We start from the raw sequence: 19,949 nt of genomic DNA, 5'->3' as shown, positions 1-19,949 counted from the left end.
TATGCTGCCTTTTATAAAGGATGTTAGCAACCGGTTTGAAAAATTGAAGTGAATTTTATTAAGTGAAATTCTGGGATTAACGCTAAATATAATTGAGTTGGTAAAAAGTCCAGTTCAAAATGATGGAGGTCACTACTTTGACAATAACAAAAGATTTTTTTATTATGCTTTCTCAAAATAAGATGCTTAATAGCGGTGCAAAACGATGGGGGCTTAAACTTGGTGCCCAGTCTGTCGTAGCAGGAACGAATATTGAAGAAATGGTGAAGAGTGTTAAAGAATTGAATGCAAACGGGATTTCTGCAACAATCGATAACCTTGGTGAGTTTGTATTTGAAAAGAAAGAAGCCTTGCAGGCGAAAACCAAGATTCTTGCCGTTATTGAAGCTATTTATGAGCATCAATTGGATGCCCATATTTCCTTAAAGCCTACTCAGCTGGGCCAGGATATTGATTATAGTTTCTGCCTTGAAAATCTATCGGAAATTGTTGAAAAAGCGTACAAATATAATGTATTCATCAATTTTGATATGGAAGATCATGGTCATCTTCAGTCATCTTTTGATTTAATTGATGAACTTTCCAAAGACTATGATAATATTGGAACGGTTATTCAGGCTTATTTTCATAATGCGAAAGATATGATTACAAAATATAAAAATTACCGGTTAAGAATCGTAAAAGGCGCTTATAAAGAGTCTGATAATGTCGCATATCAAGACAAAAAAGATATTGATCAAAATTTCATTGAGTTAATCGAGTATCATCTCCTGCATGGTAAATTTACATCCATTGCTACACATGATCACCAAATCATTAATCATGTGAAAAAGTTCGCGAAAAAGAATAACATACCAACAGAGAAATATGAATTCCAAATGCTTTACGGATTCAGAAAGGATATGCAGTTGAGTTTAGCCAAGGAAGGATACAATTTTTGTACTTATGTTCCGTTTGGAGTGGACTGGTATGGATACTTTATGCGCCGTTTGGCGGAGCGTCCCCAAAACCTTAACTTAGTAGCTAAACAGACATTCAACAAAAAAACGAAAACCCTAATCGGGATCGGAGCGGGTGCCTTTCTATTAGGAAGATTAAGCAAGAAGAAACCAACGAAAGTATAAAGAAATATGCAGCCATTTATTACAGGATATTTTAGGAAGGGCTCTTTCAGCCGTTCCCGCAGCTTTAATAAGTATTAAGGGGGAATAACAATGGATAAGAAAGTGTCCTTTTCACAAGTGCTGTCTATTGGGTTAATGCTCTTTGCCATGTTTTTAGGAGCGGGGAACGTTATATTTGCCCCGATGTTAGGTCAACAGGCGGGAACAAACACTTGGCTTGCCATGGGAGGGTTTTTGATAACAGGCGTTGGACTGGTTTTACTAGCTATCATTGCCCTGACTCGTGGAGGTGGTACTGTAGAAAAACTTGCAGGAAGGGTCCACCCACGCTTTGCAACATTCTTTTCAATGTTACTTTTTCTAACGTTGGGACCTATTTATGTTATTCCCAGAACAACCTCTGTTGTTTATGAAATCGGTTTAAATCCCTTAATTCAAAGTGCAGCAAATGAAAGGCTGTATCTGCTTGTATTTTCAGTGTTATTTATTCTATTGACGGTCCTGCTCTCCTGGGATACAAAGAAATTGGTAGATAACCTGGGTAAAATTATTACCCCCATCTTTTCAATACTGCTAGCAGTATTGATTATAAAATCATTTATAACACCGATGGGCAAAATAGGGGCTCCTGGAGAGGAATACATAGATGGCGTTTTCTTAAAAGGGTTTACGCAAGGCTACTATACAATGGATGTACTAGCTGCTTTTATATTTGGCGGCATTTTCATTAAGTCAATTGGTTCGTTAGGAATAAAATCTGAAAAAGAAGTTTCCAAGCTATTTATCAAAGCAGGAATCATAACAATTATTGGGTTAGTTGCTTTACAGGTTTCAATGGCTTGGATGGGTGCTTCCAGTGTAGATGCAATTGGGTTAAAAGAAAACGGGGGAGAAGTTTTAGCTGCCAGTGCTATTGCTCTGTTTGGGAATTATGGAATTTATATCATAGGAACAATTATTTTCCTCACAGGAATTACAACAAATGTTGCATGCCTGGCAGCCGTTTCTGAATACTTTGAACGAATTGTTCCGTCTATTAGCTATAAAAAATGGATTATAGTTTTTTCTATCATAGGAACAATCATTACAAACTTTGGATTGAATACTGTATTGACACTTGCTTCTCCAATATTGCTGCTGCTTTATCCATTGGCCATTGCTTTGATTGCTTTAATATTTGCCAATAATCTATTTAAAGGTTATCGGTCCGTATATGTGAGCACTGTAGCGGGAGTCGGATTGGTTGCTCTGCTTGATGCTTTAAAAGAAGCGCATATCTTAACAAATGCAATTAACCATACATTTGGATTCATTCCATTATTCGATTATGGAGTTGGATGGATTAGCACAGGATTAGTGGGCTTTTTGATTGGGCTAATAGTCGCGAAAACTAAACAAGAATCCAGTGTAATTATTGATATAGCTGGACAAGTAACTGATAAAGTTTCGTAATAATCAACCAGTTGAAGGGACAATGGTATACAGATAGAAAAAGTGTCTGTAATAGGTTTCATTTGATCAACGGTTGTTATTTTTAAGCACCGGGGCAGAAAATGAATTTTTTTTGAGGTATATAGTATTTAAATTTGGAATGAAGAACCGAAAATAATTAAAAATAAAAAGCAGACGGTACAGTGAGAGTTTTATAGAAATTCTCACTGTACCGTCTATTTTTAAATGAACATAAAGTTGTTGAGGCATTTCAATTGTTTTATGATATTACCAATTATTTTTCAAAACTATTTTTCCTATCGCCTTGCCGGACTCCATGTACTCATGGGCTTTTGAAACCTCATCAAACGTAAAAATGTTTGGATCCACAAGCGGACGCAGCTGCTCTTCCTCAGCCAACCGAGCAACCTTCTTCAAAATTTCCCGATAATGCTTATGCATGTCCTTGTTTAATATCTTTAACAACATAAAGGTAACATGCAGAGAAAGTCCCTTTGCATGCACGGGGGAGAGGTCATGGGTCGAACGGGCAGCGATGGCTGCTACCGTTCCATGTACTGCGGCCGCCTCAAAGGAGCGATCAAGGTTTTCTCCTCCTACCGTGTCAAACACAACGTCAAATCCTTTTCCATCTGTATATTTCTGTACATAGTCGTGAACGCTTTCTTCTCGATAATTAATCGTGACATCTGCACCAAAGTGCGTGCCAATCTCCAGCTTCTCTTGCGAAGAGGCGGTTGTATAGACTGTCGCCCCTCCCCATTTCGCCAGTTGAATGGCAATGTGTCCTACTCCGCCGGTCGCTGCATGGATTAGTATATCTTGTCCAGGGACAAGATTTGCCCGATTGAATAATGCTTCCCATGCAGTAATGGCAACCAATGGTAAAGCAGCTGCTTCCTCCATCGTCAAATTTTTCGGTTTGTGAGCAAGTAAATCGACATCTGCAAGCATAAACTCTGCAAGTGCACCGCCAGTCCCTCTAAAACCTCCCGCGCATCCAAACACTTCATCGCCAACTTTAAACTCGGTTACTCCTTCACCTACTGCAGCTACCAAACCTGCAACATCTCCATGTAATACTGCCGGAAACTCGGGGGCAACGGCTGGAACTGCACCAGTACGGACTTTCGTATCAATGGGATTTACACTTGTAGCCTTGACTTGAATAAGTACATGTCCAGGTTTTAGTTCAGGTTTTGAAATCTCTTTACATTGAAATACGGAGGGTTCACCAAAAGATTGAATAATTTGCGCCTTCACTTTAGTCACTCCTATTTATTTTTTTTGGGAAATGTCTCATACCTATTTTGAAAAGAACGAATATTTAGTCTTCTCTTGTAAAACCAATGATACTTCATATAATATAAAATGAAAAGTACGCACATTCTTATTGGTTAGGGTAAGGAGTTGCTTAGGCAACTCTTCTTTTTATGCAACCAGAGGGACATGTTAACAAGGAAAGGTATAATGAAGGAACATAATGAGGTGCAAAAATGCTTTTAAACGATTTTATGAATGGGAATTTCCCGAACTTAGAACTTAGACCGCCGTTGTTTTATAGTTGGAAAACGGGCATCCGTTTTGAATTAGGTGTGGACTATGATAGTGATTTTGCTTATGAAAATAGCCCATATCTACAAGGAGTATATAAAAGGGCTATCACTTTATTCAAGTCCTTGCATTCTTATAACGATGATATTTATATCGTAGTTGACGTAAACGATTATGCCGATGGTTTTAAACATAAATCAAACACTTTTTCACGGTATATTAAGGAGAAGTCGATCATATACCGGTTAAACCAAAAGACAACCCTTCATGACGATGATGAAGAAGGAACATATAAAACACATAGATTTACATTAAAGTGCCAAACGTCTGACTTCAAATACATTCCTATGCTAAAAGCAATCTGTAATCAAGATATGGGAATAAAGCCAAGTATATTTAATAGTGTCTATTTTATAAACATCAACAGGAAAACTATATTTCACGTTTATGATGACAGGGGTTGTGATTTATTGGCGACTTCGCCCGAAACGATAAGAGATGTTTATGATAAATACAACGACTGGATATTAGATTACGACAGAAATGAAATAGACGAAGTATTCAAATAAGGGATGGCACCTTGTTAAAACATCAGGTGCTTTAGCAAAGATCAGAGCTGCCTTTAAGAAGAGTTTTTAGACAAAAAGTGTATCCAAAGTATAAGAAAGTTGATTGGAACTATCGGGGCAGAAGTTTAAGCAGCATAGTTTATTCGAACTGTGCAGCATAATCATTTAAAATTACTTTGGAATATTTTTTGATTTACTACGAATCCTAATTTTAGGAGGCGACAAAATGAAAAAACAAGAAAAATCAAAAAATCTCGGCCAAAAAGCCGATTCAATGAATGCTTTGGATCAGGGGTTAAACTTGTTTCCGCAAGTAGTTAATAACGCTACTGGTATTGACAAGGGGAACGACGGTAAAATAAATAAAAATGATTAAATTGAACGCCTTTTTTGGGGCGTTTTTCTATGTTTTCTAATGATCTTCCCCAGCCTGCTTCCTCCTTCACTTGTCCACTCAACAATAAGTCCTATAGAACTACCATGAATTTTAAGAATGGAGAAATGAAAATACTTAAGAAGACTCTGCTCATTCGTTAAAAGAAGAGGAGAGCGATAATTAATTAGTCTATGGATTAGGTGATTTACAACGTTAAGCACATTTTCAAGACGTTATCCCTATATATCTTTGGATTGATCATTTTTGCCATGTATCGAAAAAATCGGCGATTCACCACAAATAATGAAAATAGTTAGGGAGTGTTAAGTGTAACTATAGCATTGAACGCGACTTTAATTAACCACGTATCAAATGTTTCCCCACCTTTATCCCCAGAAATATGATCTAGGAACGGCACATAGAATAGTATAGAAATATTGCGGCTAATGCCGGACATGGAGGGGATGTATTTATATGAGTACCAGATTAATCAGGCAGCTGATAAGGTCAAGGCAACAGGAATTAGTCGAACTTGCTGCTTCATTTATTCGAATTCCATCTGAAAATCCATCGCCCGAGTTTAAGAAGCGGTCAGCAGAAATGGGGCGCCATATTAGCCGATACCTAGCAGCAAAAGGGTTCTTGATTACCGAGCACAGCCGTAGCGAAAATTCGCTGGTCACAGTCGTCTGTGATGCTCCCTTAACCAGGGTACCTGGTCCACGGCTCCTATTTTGTGGACATACGGATGTCGTACCTGCAGGCGATTGTTCACATTGGACCTTCGATCCTTTTTCAGGAGAAGTCAGAGCAGGTATGCTTTTGGGCAGGGGAGCCTCCGATATGAAAGGAGGCTTGGCATCACTGGTTTTTGTGGCTGGAATACTTCAGGAGTTCGCCCCCGCTCTTAATTTAAAAGGAAGTCTGGGAGTTATTGCTTCTCCGGATGAAGAGACTGGCGGCATTGAGGTGGCCTCGCTCCTGGATCAAGGATTGATTAAGGGGGATGCTTGTCTGATTGGTGAACCGTCGGATCCCTACCATCCCAATGCCGGTGAAAAGGGCAAGGTATTGATGCAGCTGATCATACCAGGTCAGGCAGATCATGGCAGCCTACAACCTCTTTATGGAATCTCCGCCGTACGAAGAGGGGCAGCCGCGGTCGAAGCACTAACCAAGCTATGGGAGCTCAAGGCAACGCCTCCGGCAGAGCCTTGTCAACTTTTGTACAATACTGAGTGGCTCCTATCTCAGAGTCTAGAAAATCCCCTACTGTCACAGTTACTTTATCGCCCCTCTTACAATCCAGGTGTAATCCAGGGCGGAACAAATGTGAACGTCGTCGCAGACAAGTGTATCATTAAAGTGGATACCCGGGTTCCATTCGGTATGAAGCCCGAGTTTGTACTTGATGTCGCTAGGAATCTTGTTAGTGCTGTAGCGCCAGGTGCGGTTGTAGAGCCAATGGTCCCCTTTACTAACCCGAACTGGACCTTGGAGAATCGTCCAATTGTGAGGGCGATAGAACTGGGAATCCAGCGTGTCCTCGGAATGGAGGAACCCGTCTTCAGCGTACTTTTGCTTAGTTCAAGTGATGCCAGTCACTTCCGGCGCCATGACATTGATACCGTCCTTTACGGTCCTGGCCTGGATAACACTATCCATGGGTACGATGAGCGGGTTTCAGTGGAGAACTTGGTAGAATCTGCCGAGATATATGCTGAGGCGGCAGTCAAGTATCTTAGGACATTCTAAATCTATTTTCACGAAACATTATGTAGGGGTCACGTCAGGATTTTGACAATTTATAAGGTTAAGATAGAACTCCTTGTATCCATATTGAAACAAGGCTTACTAGTGTCCCGTATAACTTGTCACAACGCATTTATCTTTGCTACACCAACGATATCCACTTCATAGAACAGCTTAACGTTGTAAATCCGCATTTTCCTGACGCTGCCCCATAGCCATCAAGGTAAGAAATCCCTTGTTCCCCAATATGATAAGAAAATATCAGAAGGAAAACCGGCCAAGTGTAAATCGTTGCCTGTATTTAAGTTGCTTCATTGGATTTACGCTCTATTAAAGAGAAAAGAAACGTTCCTAAATTTAGACTGATTAACGGTTTTGTGAAACCCCTCCAAAAGCGTTTTGGAGGGTTATTTGGCATGGCCAAAAATAGTATTGATAAGGGAAATGAAATTTTTAGAGAAAGATATTGACCTCCTATTAGCTGGTTTAGCTGAAGATCGGAGCAGCTTTTTCTTTATGCGACTAACGGGGCGCATGTTAGTTCAAATAATAAATTCCCATTTTTTGCACAAATGAAAAGGTGTCAAATGGTATGATTGAAACAGAAATTGTTCAGAACTTAATTTTTTAGGGGGAAATATATTCTTGAAAATGGTTAGAATTATCTTAGCAATAATTGTACTTGCTTTATCAGCCTATCAGCTAATTACTGAAAATTTTGAGTTGATGCCGTATTCTATGTTGTTCTTGGGGGCATTGATGTTAGTTACTGGATTAGCCGAACTTCAAAAAGATAGAAAAGGATTTTGGGGGTATATGAGCATGGTTGTCTCAGCTTTTCTTTTCTTTGTTTCCATACAGGGTTTCTTACTGAACTAATGGGTACGTCACCTTAAGATCAAAGCTATCTATAAGGCAGCTCTTTCTTTATGCAACTATCGGGATAAGTTGTGCAAAATGTTTCTAGGTTATATGGCAAATGAGAAATTAGTTTAGTTGCATCATTAAAGGAGGAGAAGGATGGAGATCCGTTCAGTGAAAGGGTCAGATTATTATGCAATATCGCCACTGATCAATGAATGGTGGGGCGGAAGGCAAATGTCTGATATGTTACCGAAGCTATTTTTTGATCATTTTACAAAAACAAGTTTCATAGCCGAAAAGGAAGGGGAAATAGTCGGTTTCCTGATAGGGATTCTATCTCAATCTCAATCCAATGAGGCATATATTCATTTTGTTGGCGTACATCCTGAATACAGAAAAAATGATATCGGAAGACATTTATACCATCAGTTTTTTAATGTCGTTCATCAAAATGGCCGCAATATTGTCCGTTGTGTAACGTCTCCTGTCAACAAAACCTCTATTGCCTATCATCTCAAGATGGGATTTGAAATGGAAGAGGGAGATAAATTAATGGATGGTACTTCAGTCCACTCTGACTATGACGGACTAAATCAAGATAGAGTTTTATTCGTGAAACAGTTGTCAAATTACAATAAAGTCCTATTCTAATGAACGAAGGTCGGCCAGTGTAAATCACTGGTCGACTTTTTTCATAGAACATTATTAGCAGGACTTTCAGCTAAAGTGTTTTTATTCATTGCTTATCTTTTTCTGCATGAACGTTTTTTCTTCCGGGTTTTTATTATCCTTGTTCCCATTTCCTTTTTCTTGAAAGATTGCAAATCCTGTTAGTGCGTAAATGGTGTGTAACAGTCGGTCATGCTTGCTATACCGCCTCTATTGAGTAAGTTGTCGGCTTGTTCCACCCCGGTCTGTATCCTTTAGATAAAGCGGTGAAAATGGTGTATATATCATAATTTGTTTGAATTGAAGCAGCAGCGATCACCCCGCCTAAGGCTGATATTAGCTCTTCTTTTATGGTTCTATAGAAACAGGTTAGTTCACATAAGATAAGATATAATTTGGATTAATATACAAAATTTTAATGAAAATAGAAAGGGAGCATGAATATGACAGAAATGCGGCCGCTGACATCGGAGAATTTGGAGCAATGTATCGAACTCTACATGAACGTTTTTAATCATGAACCATGGAATGAAAGTTGGACATATGAAATGGCTAAAGAGAGACTTTCCGACTTATTGCATACGCCTAAATTTCTTGGCTATTTATTTCAGGATGCTCACAATCCAGTTGGTTTTGTTGCTGGAAACAGTAAGGTGTCTTATCAAGGTTTAACTTATTATTTGGCAGAACTTTGTGTGAATAATGAAAGGCAAGGTAAGGGGCATGGCTCAAGGATGCTTCAATCTTTAGAAGCTGAACTGCAGAAAAGAGAGATTAAAAGTCTATATTTATTAACTGCTAATGGCGGGCTTGCAGAAGCATTTTATCTAAAAAATGATTATGTTGTAAATGAAGATCGGTTGGTCATGAAGAAAAATTTTTAATTTCATGAATTTTACTGTTTAGTCAAGGGGTGATAGGATTGTCGAAATCTGTAAAGTTGTATCAATTAAGCCGAAAAATACATAAATGGACTGGATTGGTTTTATCCGTTTTTTTTATGTTCATCGCAGTCACAGGCCTCGTGCTTGTTTATATGTCACCACTCGGAGTGGCTGATGAGTTAAGGACGGGGAAAGAGGCGGGTCCAGATCAAGCGATACCTATGGAGAAGGTCGTGTCCATTGCTACGTCACAGGATCTTCCAGGTGCGGACTCGGTTGAAGATATATTTAGAATTGAATATAGACCAAGTGCAAATGTGTACCAGGTTCGCTTTAATAACGGTCAAGGTGTTCAAATGGATGTGAGTACGGGAAAAGTGTTATCCACAAATCCGGATTACTCGACGTTCCTCATCACTTTGCATGATGGAACCTTCTTTGGCGATTGGTATAGATACAGTATCCTCACAATGACCGGTTTATCCTTAATCCTGCTGTCATTTTCAGGGTATTACATGTTCGGGTATCCTCTTTATAAGCGTCTAATGGCGAAAAAAAAGCAATCTTAATATGAGGTGGTATTGTGTCTATAAAAGGTTTGAATCACTTTTTATTTTCAGTTTCCGATTTAGAGAGATCCATAGAGTTTTATCAAAATGTTTTTGATGCAAAATTGTTAGTTAAGGGGAGAAACACTGCCTATTTTGACTTGAATGGAATGTGGCTGGCCCTGAATGCAGAAAAGGATATACCCCGTAATGAAATAAGCCAATCATACACACATATAGCATTTTCCATAGAAGAAGCTGACTTTATGAACATGTACGAGAAACTAAAGGAATTGAATGTAAGCATCCTGTCAGGACGTCCACGGGATGAAAAAGATAAGAAGTCCATTTATTTCACTGATCCAGATGGTCATAAGTTCGAGTTTCATACAGGTACTTTACAAAATAGAATGGATTACTACAAACAAGAAAAAGCACATATGGAGTTTTTCGACTGATAATTAAACGATGAAAAGGGGAATGTTTGTGAAAACTATTGGCCTTATTGGCGGAATGAGCTGGGAATCGTCGCTGGAATATTATCGACTCATCAATGAGGAAGTGAAAGCCAAATTGGGAGGATTGCATTCAGCCAAGTGCATTTTATATAGCGTGGATTTTGAAGAAATCGAACGCTATCAAGCTGAAGGCGATTGGGATAGTTCCGGTAAATTATTAGGGGAAGCAGCTCTGTCTTTGGAAAAGGCAGGTGCCGAAATGATTGTCATCTGTACAAATACGATGCATAAAGTGGTCGGATATATTGAAGAGAAAGTCAGTTTACCGATTTTACACATTGCTGATTCAACAGCAAAACAAATTCAAGAGTCCAAAATAAGTACGGTTGGTTTACTTGGCACTAAATATACGATGGAGCAAGACTTTTATAAAACACGAATTGAGTCTAATGGTATCAAGGTTTTGATACCAAATGAAGAGGATAGAAAAGTGATCAATCAAGTCATTTATGAAGAATTATGTTTAGGGGAAATCCAACAATCATCAAGAGATCATTACAAAAAGGTCATCAAGGGGTTGGTTGATGATGGAGCGGAAGGAATAATATTAGGCTGCACCGAAATTGGATTATTGGTAAAACAAGAGGATTCAGAAGTGCCATTATTTGATACGGCCGTAATCCATGCCGTTGATACTGTTAATATGGCATTGGGAAAATGACTGTGCTTCAATAAAAGAGGTTGCTGCAGCAGCCTTTTTTTTGTGGAGTAAGAGCAATTTTTAATATGCAACCAAATAAATGGGAAAATGTGTTAAAGTTTCACTAGAGGACTGGGGACTCTGTAAGGGGAGATAAAGATGAGAAATCAAATATATATATTTATTACTAGTTTGATTTGGATCTTATCAGGAACTTTTTTGTTCATCCATAATAGGGGGATGTTGAATGTAAGTCCTTGGGGGAGCACAACTTTGTTAATATAACGATACAACTAGCAGTTATTCTATTACCTGTTATTGGGCTATTTTTGTCGATTCTTATTAAGAAAAGATTCATAAAGTATGTAATGATTTTAGGATGCTTAATAAACATTTACTATCTATCCATCCCATTTATCTTATTCTGGTTACATTACTTTAAGGTCAATTAATCAAACAGATTACATAGAAAATTAATCTAACAGGAGCTTTTCTTCAATCTTTAAACATATTTTACAATACTGCGCTGACAGGATTATCCAACTTAATCCCTTTATAAATGGTTTGCAAGGGCTTTGATTAAGGCTCTGTGTACGAATGTAGAGATGATAAAACAAAAGGGGAATAAAAATGAAAGATATGCTTTCCGCAAAGCTTAAATCTGTCTTGATTGTCAGCAGTATTCTCGGAGGGTTCTTTCTCCTATTGGAACTTCGAACAGGTTTGCCAATCTATTTTATATTCGCGATGGTATATGCCTTCATAGGCAATGTTGTTTACGGGATACCCGTTTCCTTTCTTTCGGATTTTGTAACAATGAAGATCGGAAAGAATCGATTTATTTTCGCATCCTTGTTCTATCTGGTGTTCGGTTTTCTGCCCTCGATATTTTTAGGAGAACTCGGAATTTATGCGGTCATCTGCTCTTTGCTCTTCTTCCTATCAGAAGAATGGCAGAGAATGAAAAAACACAACAGGGGGATAAAGCCGGCCAACAAGGTAATGATTACGAACACGCTATCCACCGTTATCTTATTCTCTTTAGCATTATATGGGTCAATGACTGTCTCGGGTCCATTGTTTGAAAAGCATACAAATGAAGTCTATCTCATTCCAAAAGGGTATGAGGGTGAAGTTAGAGTGGTGTACAATATCAAGGATGCTCCAAAACCTAAAAAAAGTGAAGACTTTGATATTTATCGAATGAATGAAAAAGGATACACACTCAGCCCGCTTCCTGAAAGAGAAGGGATTATCAATAATCAATATTTTTATATTGATAAGGAAGGAAATAAAGAAAAAATTGATGATTCTTGCATTAATCTTGGAGGTTCGGAAGGTGTACAAATAGATGACTACGAGTACTCCAGCACCTACTTTACTGTAACAAATACACATTGCAGTGAAACGTTTAGTACAGATGGAGACCCTGATTTACCACGGGGAATCTCGTTAGAAGGGATTATTAAAGAAGAAGGATTGGATAAACCTAAAAACTAAATGGAATTTTTTCCGGTAAGAGCTGCATCGGCAGCTCTTTTTCTTATGGTACAAACAGGGACGGGTAGTTGAACAATAAATGATATAATAACCCTCTTAAAAGCGTCTTAAAGGTGGCTATTCAAATGGAAAATTGGATTGAATTATCTACAATAGAATACAAAGAGGTATGGGGTAGGATATATACGGAATTTAATTTTGAACCAAGCATACCAAACTTCCCATCTTTTGAAGTACCCAATCCATTTATCACATACGATGTATCCCCGTATTTAAATTGGTCTGGAGATTCAAATACTTATAATGAGATTTACAAAGATCTAGAGGATAAGTCATTGCTTGTTTTTCAAGAATTCACACAGAAAAATGAATATATGTATGCGTTAGATTGGCAACATCCAGGTTATTGGATAAACCCCCGTATGGAGTTTCCAAAAAGTGAATTTGGTGAATGGACAGTACCCATTTTTCCAAACGGTGATTATTACTTTTTTATTCATAAGAATTTTGAATGGGGATTATTAGGACATCCTTGGAAAGAAACCATCACTATTTTTGGAAAAGAATTGATAAAAGGTTTTGAAAAACATGACCCGGGAATGTTTCAAAAGATATTACGTCAGGGATAATGAACCTTGTTGAACAAACGGGTGCGTAAGCTTAAGATCAGAGCTGACTTTTAAGGAAGCTTTTTCTTATAGGGGCTGTTAAGTTGAATAAGCATTTTACTAATAAAGGGACAGTACCTATTTGTCATGGTAGTGTCCCTTTATCTTATTTTTTCAAACCAGCTGCAAAGAAGGGTCCATTAACTGTAATGGTCGATAGATGCGAGCCATTTCTTGAAGGGATTCCTTCCTGCCGCTATTCAGCCATGGGGAGTATTGTTAGAAAATAAAAGGTTCATTTAAGCGGGGGTTATATTAACAGGGCCTTTATTTAAGGCTGTTTTCGCATACTTTGTTGCTATTTACCAAGTAAGGCGGTGTGGTTGATTTCCCCTCCAGATGCTCGCTTTCCGCGGGGCGGGCGGTGAGCATCCTCGGCCTAAACGCCTGTGGGGTCTCACCTGTCCCGCTGCCCCGCAGGAGTCTTGCACTTGCGCTCCAATCAACCTTAAATAAAAACAACAATCTTTACGAAAAGAGCCTTATTAAAAGAAGAATGGTGCCTAAACGATATTAATTTTAGATGACAGGGGTGATTAGGAGTTTGAGGTTTTCAAGTAGTGTACTATGATAAATTTAATTAGAAGGGTATGTGACAGTGATACTCTTACAGAATTACATAAGGAGTGATAAAATGGCACGTGTTTTATTTATTAATGGTGGATCAGAAGGACATATCAATCCAACTCTTGGAGTTGTGCAAGAGCTTATTTCGTGTGGAGAAGAGGTAGTGTACTTTACGATAGAAGCTTTTCGAGAGCGTATTGAGAAGACGGGAGCCACTGTACGAACATTTGACGGTGAAAAATTTATAAAAGCTTTTATCTCAGGCGGGAGAAATTATTTACTCGAAAGAATCAACGGTCTTTTACATACGGCAGATATCGTCATACCTAGCGTTCTTGAACAGATCAAGGGAGAGCATTTTGATTACATCATCCACGATTCCATGTTTGGTTGTGGCCGTTTACTTGCCCAAATCCTTAAGCTTCCTGCAATCAATTCTTGTACTTCTTTTGCGCAGACGAAAGCATCATTCGATAAAATGTTGGAACAGCTTTCTAAAGATATCCCTACACGTATATACGATGAATTTCAAAGCCTGACGGAAATGGTGAAGGGGAAATATGATGTGGAGATCCATTCTCCTTACGAAGTTTTTTGTAATCCTGCACCACTTACAATCGTTTATACAACTAGGGAATTTCAACCTTTTGGAGAAGCATTCGACCAAACTTACAAATTTGTAGGTCCATCCATCTCTTCACGATTAAAACAGGATGACTTTGACCTTACTGCTATCAAAGGGAAAAGTCCCATTTACATTTCGCTCGGGACAGTTTTTAACCGTGATGTTGATTTTTATAAGCTTTGTTTTGAAGCATTTGGAAATAGCAATCACACGGTTGTAATGTCGATCGGTCAACAAACCCCACTAATTGATTTAGGAGAGATTCCCCAAAACTTCATTGTAAAAAAATATGTTCCGCAAACGGAAGTGCTAAAATACACGAAGTTATTTATCACACATGGTGGAATGAATAGTGCTAATGAGGGACTCTACTACGGGGTTCCGCTAATTGTAATCCCGCAAAGCGCGGATCAGCCAATTATTGCAGAGCAAGTTGCCAATATCGGAGCAGGTATTAAATTACAAATGCAGAGCTTGAATGCAAATCAACTACGTGAGGCCGCAGATCATGTGTTAAACGACCCATCTTTCCATAAAGATGTTTCACATATAAGGGAATCCTTTCAAAAATCGGGTGGATATCATCAAGCTGTTGAAGAGATTTTTGAATTTAAACGTCAATATGATATCTAAATATAAAAAAAAATTTCTCAGCTGCCATTATCGGTGACATATTAAAGGTATTGTCCTTTTTACATAGAATGTTTTAAGAGAATGGCATGTGAATAAATGGGGGACATATATGGATATTTGTTTTATTGGCGGCGGAAATCAGACGAATAATGAATTAGGTGAAGTGTTCCTGGAACTGGCAAAAATGATTAAACCGGAAGCTAAGCTATTGATAATCCCTTTTGCAACCGACAATTCCAGGTATGAAAGTTGGATGGCAAGTATCAAACAAGCCTTTTCAATAATGGACAATGTAAGTATTGAATTATTAAACGAAGACCTTTCGTACACCGAAATGAAAAGTTCTATAATCGAACATGATATTCTTTATTTTATTGGTGGAAAGCCAGAAAGGTTGATCCATGTAATAGAGGAAAAAGGACTTGCCCCAATTATCAAAGACTTTCAAGGTTTAATCATTGGATATAGTGCGGGTTCATTAGCTTTCTGCAAGGATTGCATAATAACAAAAGATAAAGACTATCCAGAAACGATAGTGATCAAGGGCTTGGGGTTAGTCGGATTTAGTGTTGAGGTCCATTACGAGGATAATATAGATGGAGAATTAATTCCCCTATCAAATGAACGAATAATATATGCAATACCGAATGGAAGTGCAATTTTCTCCAAGAATGGGGAACCATTTAAAGTTACAAACGATATCTATTCCTTTCAAAATATGAAAAAGGAAAGTTGTAAAGGTTTCGATCAATTATGCTTTGAATGAGTGTTTTGTTTCGCTTCACCCGCTTTCGATCGAAATTGAGGAAATCAGGATGGAAAACTTATATGGAGAGACTGGAAGCACATGGTTGGCGTGTTGTCTCAAAAGAAGAATTGAAAAGTATGTCCGCATAAAATGATGTAAGGAGTATGTAAATGGAAAAATACTCAACAACGACTTTAAAGATGACAAGAAATTTTGATGTAGTGCCTGAAAGGGTTTTGATGCAAGGTTGAACCCTCAGATGATGAGAAAATGGTTTTTTACATTGGAAGGGACAAATAAGGTGGCAAAAAATGATCCTCAAGTGGGAGGAACTTGGGAAATCATTGATGAGCGCGATGGAAAAGATTATCGGGCGATAGGGGAGTATCTTGAAATGGACCCTCCCAATAAATTAGTGTTCACTTTTAAAATGCCGCAGTTCAGTGAAATAGTAGATACCATTACAGTTGAGCTGAAAGAACTTCAAAAGGGCTGTGAAATGACATTTTCACAAAATATCATCGTACCTCATAAAGAAAATTGGACAGAATCCGATATTGAAAAAGCTCTTGGAGACTATCACGATGGATTTGAACTTGGCTGAAATTTAATGTTTATGGGACTGAAGGAATTGGTTGAAACTGGACAGGTCAGCTTTAAAGGCTAATAGTCGTTAGCGCAGTTTGTAGACAAGAGGGAGTTCGGAATGGTCTCATCCCGAAACACAGTTTTTAAAGCAAGGCTAAGTAAACTTTGTTGTTTTTGTACCTTTGGCTGTTTTCGTAAAGTTTGTTGTTTTGGATAGAGGGATAGTATGGTTTGTGATGAATAAATTAGTGAGTAATCTATTTAAGGAGTGATTAAATGACATATGTTTTTTCTCTATTCATTATTTTTGTAATAGGCTTTGTTTGTTATCGGATGATTAAAAAGAAATCAATACCTTCAAATAGATACACACCTTATGATGACATCACAATGGGAATTAAAGATGACGATATACAACAAGATAATCCAATACATGATACCAAGCATCATATTCAATATGAAGAGAAATCAAATAACGACAAGACCGTTTAAAGCGGTCTTTTTTTATGAACAATATTTCACCAGGCGTGCAGTTCGAGAAGGCAACAATGTATGTATACAGCCTTTACTTTTGATGAAACCCTCATTGGATTGAAGAAATTTGCTAGCCAAGACCCCACAGACGCTTACTTTGATGAGGCTTGGCAAGTTGGCGGATAGGGAGCGAATTTCTGATATCAACTGGAACGTTTTTAAAACTGCAGACAAACTCAATTATTACCGAGTTTGTCTGCAGTCAGAAGCTAATAGACTAGCCAATGATAAGCTCTCCATTTTAACTGGAGGGCTTTTTCGGAAGGAATTTTTATATATTGACAATTCCTTTTGAATTGGTAATATTTACTTTATTATTACATTAATACCGGATGTGATTTTTAATAGAAGGCGGTTAAATTATGGATGGGAAAATCATTTACGATGAGTTTAATAAACTGATAGAAAGTGGGCAATATCGCAAATTGGTCATTTTATCATGACAAACTTTATGTACATATTTTGTTTATTAGTATGGGGACTTAATTTTATTGCCGTTAAGATTCAAGGTACGCCTGTAAGTTTAGAATTATCTTTAACATATCGTTTAGGTTTGACGGCCATCCTATTTTTCATTTTATTGTGCATTCTTAGACCTAAAGGAAAACCCAGGAAAAAGGATGTTCCATTTATTATTGTGTTTGGAACTTGTAATTTTGCTTTAAGCTATTTATGCCTTTATTACGCCACTATCTTAAGTTCAGCGGCCATGGTCACTTTAATATTTTCATTGAAAGTCATTCTAACACCCATTGCCCTCCGTGTTTTTTTGAAGGAACCATTACATTCACGTATCTTAATTGGTGGGATAATTGGTGTGCTGGCTGTTTGCATTGTTATTTACCCGAGTTTAAATAATATTCATGGATTCAATGATATAAAGGGTATCATGATGGCTGTTCTTGGTACCCTCCTTACTGCATTGGGCGATGCAAGTTCAGCTAGAAATGCCAGGAAGAAAGTAGACCCAATCTATGCTAATGCACTTGGATTTGCAGTAGGAGGAATTCTTTTAGCGGCAATTGTGTTCATTCAAGGACAAGCAGTCACTTTACCGACATCTATTACCTATTTATCTGCTTTGTTCTATTTAACTATATTCGCTTCCTTTGGAGCTTGGCTATTCTACCTCAAGCTTGTAGAAAAAATAGGCGGATCGAAAAGTGGATACATGGTTGCCCTTTTTCCGGCAATTGGAGGCATAGCTTCAGTGATGATCGGTGAATCAGATCCATCCATTTTCTTGGGAGCTGGCTGTCTTTTCAGTTGTTTTGGTGCCGCTATTGCATTAGGTTTTGGTATGGATATTGGTAAAAGTAACTTGAAAGAAGAAATATAGTTCGATTTACAGAGAGGGATGGGACAATGGAAAGTAAATGGTCAAATGAAATGAAAGTAGCGCAAATCCGGGTTGCACGTCCTACTGATCAACTTAAAAAGGTTGTAAGCTTCTATTGTGAAGGATTGGGCTTGAAAAAAATCGGGTCTTTTGAAGATCATGAAGGGTATGACGGCATCATGATTGGGCTTCCAGATTCCAGCTATCATCTGGAGTTTACCCAGCATAAAGATGGCAGTCCTTGTCCTGCCCCATCAAAGGATAATCTGCTTGTCTTTTATATTCCTGAACGTAAAGCCATTGAGAAAATCACGAATAGATTGAAAGGTATGGGCTATCAACCAGTAGTTCCGGAAAATCCATATTGGGAGAAATCAGGTGTTACCATTGAAGATCCGGATGGTTGGAGAATAGTTTTAATGAATTCGCCCGGCATAGGAAATTAAATTTCAATTTAGCAATGTAATTGAAAACGACCGAAAAGCACCATGCTTTTCGGTCGTTTTGGGTTCATGAGGACATCGTGATTCCGCCATTGATGTGAATGCACTGCCCCGTTATATAAGCACCTTCATCAGATGCCAGCAGCACATATGCGCCTGCATGGTCTGCCGGCTGCCCAGGGCGGCCAAGCGGTGCCTCGGTACCGAACTCGGCAACGGATTGTTCGTCGAACGTCGCCGGGATGAGCGGAGTCCAAATCGGGCCTGGTGCCACCATATTGACCCGGATCCCTTTTTTAGCCACATTCTGTGCAAGGCTGCGTGTGAATCCGACGATTGCCCCTTTTGTCGCTGTATAATCCATCAATGTTGCATGCCCTCTATATGGATTGATCGATGTTGTGTTGATGACTGAATTGCCTTGTTTCATATGAAGAACCGCGTGCTTGCTCATGTAAAAAACTGAATAAATATTGGTGCGGAACGTTTTGTCCCATTGCTCGTCCGTGATATCCTCAATGTTTTCCGTCGGGAATTGCACCGCTGCATTATTGACGAGGATGTCCAGCTTCCCAAACTCGTCCAACGTCTTCGTAATCAATTCCTTACAATTCGCCTCCACGGAAACGTCACTTGGAAGCAAGAGGCAGCGGACGCCTTCCGCTTCAATCAGCTTCTTCGTTTCCTCGGCATCACCGTGCTCATCTAAATAATTCACAACCACATGTGCGCCTTCCTTTGCATAAGCGATGGCAACCGCACGTCCGATGCCGCTATCTCCGCCTGTTATCAAGGCAACGCGGTCCTTTAGCTTACCGCTTCCTATGTAATCCTTTGGCTGAATCGGAAGTGGATTCATCTCAGATTCAATGCCAGGCTGTCTTTCCTGTGTTTGTCCTGGCTGTCCGTTTTTTTGCTGTTCATATATATTCAAAGAAAATCTCCTCCTCTTAAACTATTGAACTAGTCATACTTTAGCCGTAAAAAAGTACGGTTAAACATCATGATTCCGATTGAGTAATTCTGCAAACGATTACAACAATATCGAAGCAAGAAAGGAATTACGGTGTTGGAAGTTGAAATACATGCTAATAAAACTTTCAGGGGTGTTAATGTGAATTCGATAGAAACAATACAAGAATTAACCAATAAAGAACAATGGTTAGCAGCCTTTCCAATCATGAATCAGCTGCGTACTGACTTAACTCAAAAAACATATCTGGAGTTACTTGAAGAAATGAAGAAAGATGGGTACCGTTTGTTTGCTTTATATAAGGATAACCAGGTTGTATCCTTGGCTGGTTTAAGCTGGAGAGTGAACTTTTATAATAAACGTCACGTATTTATTTATGAC

20 protein-coding genes and 2 pseudogenes are annotated in these 19,949 nt (G+C 38.5%); 20 read left to right on the top strand and 2 right to left on the bottom strand.

What is annotated here, in order from left to right; all coding sequences use genetic code 11:
- Positions 1 to 164 precede the first annotated feature (164 nt).
- Both ACFVSH_RS10515 and brnQ read left to right on the top strand, forming a co-directional pair.
- A complete protein-coding gene (locus tag ACFVSH_RS10515) occupies positions 165 to 1,124 on the top strand; it encodes a proline dehydrogenase family protein (protein ID WP_387705872.1) in 960 nt (319 codons plus the stop codon).
- A gap of 90 nt (positions 1,125 to 1,214) precedes the next feature.
- Positions 1,215 to 2,576: a branched-chain amino acid transport system II carrier protein gene (gene brnQ / locus ACFVSH_RS10510; protein ID WP_387603302.1), complete on the top strand. Its 1,362-nt coding sequence runs from the start codon at positions 1,215 to 1,217 to the stop codon at positions 2,574 to 2,576.
- A gap of 267 nt (positions 2,577 to 2,843) precedes the next feature.
- Here brnQ and ACFVSH_RS10505 read toward each other — a convergent pair whose 3' ends face one another.
- Positions 2,844 to 3,839 (bottom strand): zinc-dependent alcohol dehydrogenase family protein, encoded by a 996-nt coding sequence (locus ACFVSH_RS10505; RefSeq protein ID WP_387705860.1) that lies wholly within the window; start codon positions 3,837 to 3,839, stop codon positions 2,844 to 2,846.
- Positions 3,840 to 4,072: 233 nt separating this feature from the next.
- On the opposite strand from ACFVSH_RS10505, the gene ACFVSH_RS10500 reads away from it, so the two are divergent.
- The 17 genes and pseudogenes from ACFVSH_RS10500 (at position 4,073) to ACFVSH_RS10420 (ending at position 18,598) form a co-directional block, all read left to right on the top strand.
- On the top strand, positions 4,073 to 4,699 hold the full coding sequence (locus ACFVSH_RS10500) for a DUF3885 domain-containing protein (protein ID WP_387705858.1): 627 nt from the start codon (positions 4,073 to 4,075) through the stop codon (positions 4,697 to 4,699).
- Between the two features lie 226 nt (positions 4,700 to 4,925).
- Complete coding sequence (locus ACFVSH_RS10495; protein WP_192206567.1) at positions 4,926 to 5,075, top strand: hypothetical protein; 150 nt, start codon at positions 4,926 to 4,928, stop codon at positions 5,073 to 5,075.
- 474 nt (positions 5,076 to 5,549) lie between these two features.
- Positions 5,550 to 6,830 (top strand): M20 family metallopeptidase, encoded by a 1,281-nt coding sequence (locus ACFVSH_RS10490; RefSeq protein WP_387705856.1) that lies wholly within the window; start codon positions 5,550 to 5,552, stop codon positions 6,828 to 6,830.
- A gap of 648 nt (positions 6,831 to 7,478) precedes the next feature.
- Complete coding sequence (locus tag ACFVSH_RS10485; protein ID WP_192208037.1) at positions 7,479 to 7,706, top strand: DUF3953 domain-containing protein; 228 nt, start codon at positions 7,479 to 7,481, stop codon at positions 7,704 to 7,706.
- A 141-nt stretch (positions 7,707 to 7,847) separates the two neighbouring features.
- Positions 7,848 to 8,342 carry a GNAT family N-acetyltransferase gene (locus ACFVSH_RS10480; protein ID WP_387603315.1) on the top strand — a complete coding sequence of 165 codons (495 nt, stop codon included), beginning with the start codon at positions 7,848 to 7,850 and terminating at the stop codon, positions 8,340 to 8,342.
- A 461-nt stretch (positions 8,343 to 8,803) separates the two neighbouring features.
- Positions 8,804 to 9,244: a GNAT family N-acetyltransferase gene (locus ACFVSH_RS10475; RefSeq protein WP_387603318.1), complete on the top strand. Its 441-nt coding sequence runs from the start codon at positions 8,804 to 8,806 to the stop codon at positions 9,242 to 9,244.
- 38 nt (positions 9,245 to 9,282) lie between these two features.
- Entirely contained in the window at positions 9,283 to 9,813 is a 531-nt protein-coding gene (locus ACFVSH_RS10470; RefSeq protein WP_387705854.1) for a PepSY domain-containing protein, read from the top strand.
- Between the two features lie 14 nt (positions 9,814 to 9,827).
- Positions 9,828 to 10,250 (top strand): FosM family fosfomycin resistance protein, encoded by a 423-nt coding sequence (gene fosM / locus ACFVSH_RS10465; protein ID WP_387705852.1) that lies wholly within the window; start codon positions 9,828 to 9,830, stop codon positions 10,248 to 10,250.
- Between the two features lie 28 nt (positions 10,251 to 10,278).
- Complete coding sequence (locus ACFVSH_RS10460) at positions 10,279 to 10,971, top strand: aspartate/glutamate racemase family protein (protein WP_387603325.1); 693 nt, start codon at positions 10,279 to 10,281, stop codon at positions 10,969 to 10,971.
- A gap of 609 nt (positions 10,972 to 11,580) precedes the next feature.
- Positions 11,581 to 12,450: a DUF6843 domain-containing protein gene (locus tag ACFVSH_RS10455; RefSeq protein ID WP_387603328.1), complete on the top strand. Its 870-nt coding sequence runs from the start codon at positions 11,581 to 11,583 to the stop codon at positions 12,448 to 12,450.
- A 125-nt stretch (positions 12,451 to 12,575) separates the two neighbouring features.
- On the top strand, positions 12,576 to 13,079 hold the full coding sequence (locus ACFVSH_RS10450) for a DUF2716 domain-containing protein (protein ID WP_387603331.1): 504 nt from the start codon (positions 12,576 to 12,578) through the stop codon (positions 13,077 to 13,079).
- 673 nt (positions 13,080 to 13,752) lie between these two features.
- Positions 13,753 to 14,943 (top strand): macrolide family glycosyltransferase, encoded by a 1,191-nt coding sequence (locus ACFVSH_RS10445; RefSeq protein ID WP_387705850.1) that lies wholly within the window; start codon positions 13,753 to 13,755, stop codon positions 14,941 to 14,943.
- A 109-nt stretch (positions 14,944 to 15,052) separates the two neighbouring features.
- Positions 15,053 to 15,709, top strand: a complete 657-nt coding sequence (locus ACFVSH_RS10440) for a Type 1 glutamine amidotransferase-like domain-containing protein (protein ID WP_387603337.1) — start codon at positions 15,053 to 15,055, stop codon at positions 15,707 to 15,709.
- A 152-nt stretch (positions 15,710 to 15,861) separates the two neighbouring features.
- Positions 15,862 to 16,358: pseudogene (locus tag ACFVSH_RS10435) on the top strand (SRPBCC family protein).
- A gap of 197 nt (positions 16,359 to 16,555) precedes the next feature.
- Positions 16,556 to 16,771, top strand: coding sequence for a DUF3951 domain-containing protein (locus ACFVSH_RS10430; protein ID WP_387603339.1), 216 nt, complete (start codon positions 16,556 to 16,558; stop codon positions 16,769 to 16,771).
- A 481-nt stretch (positions 16,772 to 17,252) separates the two neighbouring features.
- Positions 17,253 to 18,152: a DMT family transporter gene (locus ACFVSH_RS10425; RefSeq protein WP_387603341.1), complete on the top strand. Its 900-nt coding sequence runs from the start codon at positions 17,253 to 17,255 to the stop codon at positions 18,150 to 18,152.
- Between the two features lie 26 nt (positions 18,153 to 18,178).
- Positions 18,179 to 18,598, top strand: coding sequence for a VOC family protein (locus ACFVSH_RS10420; RefSeq protein ID WP_387603343.1), 420 nt, complete (start codon positions 18,179 to 18,181; stop codon positions 18,596 to 18,598).
- Between the two features lie 64 nt (positions 18,599 to 18,662).
- On the opposite strand, the gene ACFVSH_RS10415 is transcribed toward ACFVSH_RS10420, so the two are convergent.
- Positions 18,663 to 19,529, bottom strand: coding sequence for an SDR family oxidoreductase (locus ACFVSH_RS10415; RefSeq protein WP_387603346.1), 867 nt, complete (start codon positions 19,527 to 19,529; stop codon positions 18,663 to 18,665).
- Between the two features lie 180 nt (positions 19,530 to 19,709).
- Between ACFVSH_RS10415 and ACFVSH_RS10410 the strand changes: the two are divergent.
- Positions 19,710 to 19,949 (top strand): annotated as a pseudogene (locus tag ACFVSH_RS10410) (GNAT family N-acetyltransferase); the annotation flags it as partial.

This window comes from Peribacillus sp. NPDC058002, assembly GCF_042886655.1.
Classification (GTDB): Bacteria; Bacillota; Bacilli; order Bacillales; family DSM-1321; genus Peribacillus; species Peribacillus aracenensis.
The sequence above is the reverse complement of the archived record's forward strand: the minus strand, read 5'-3'. Positions and strand labels throughout refer to the sequence as shown.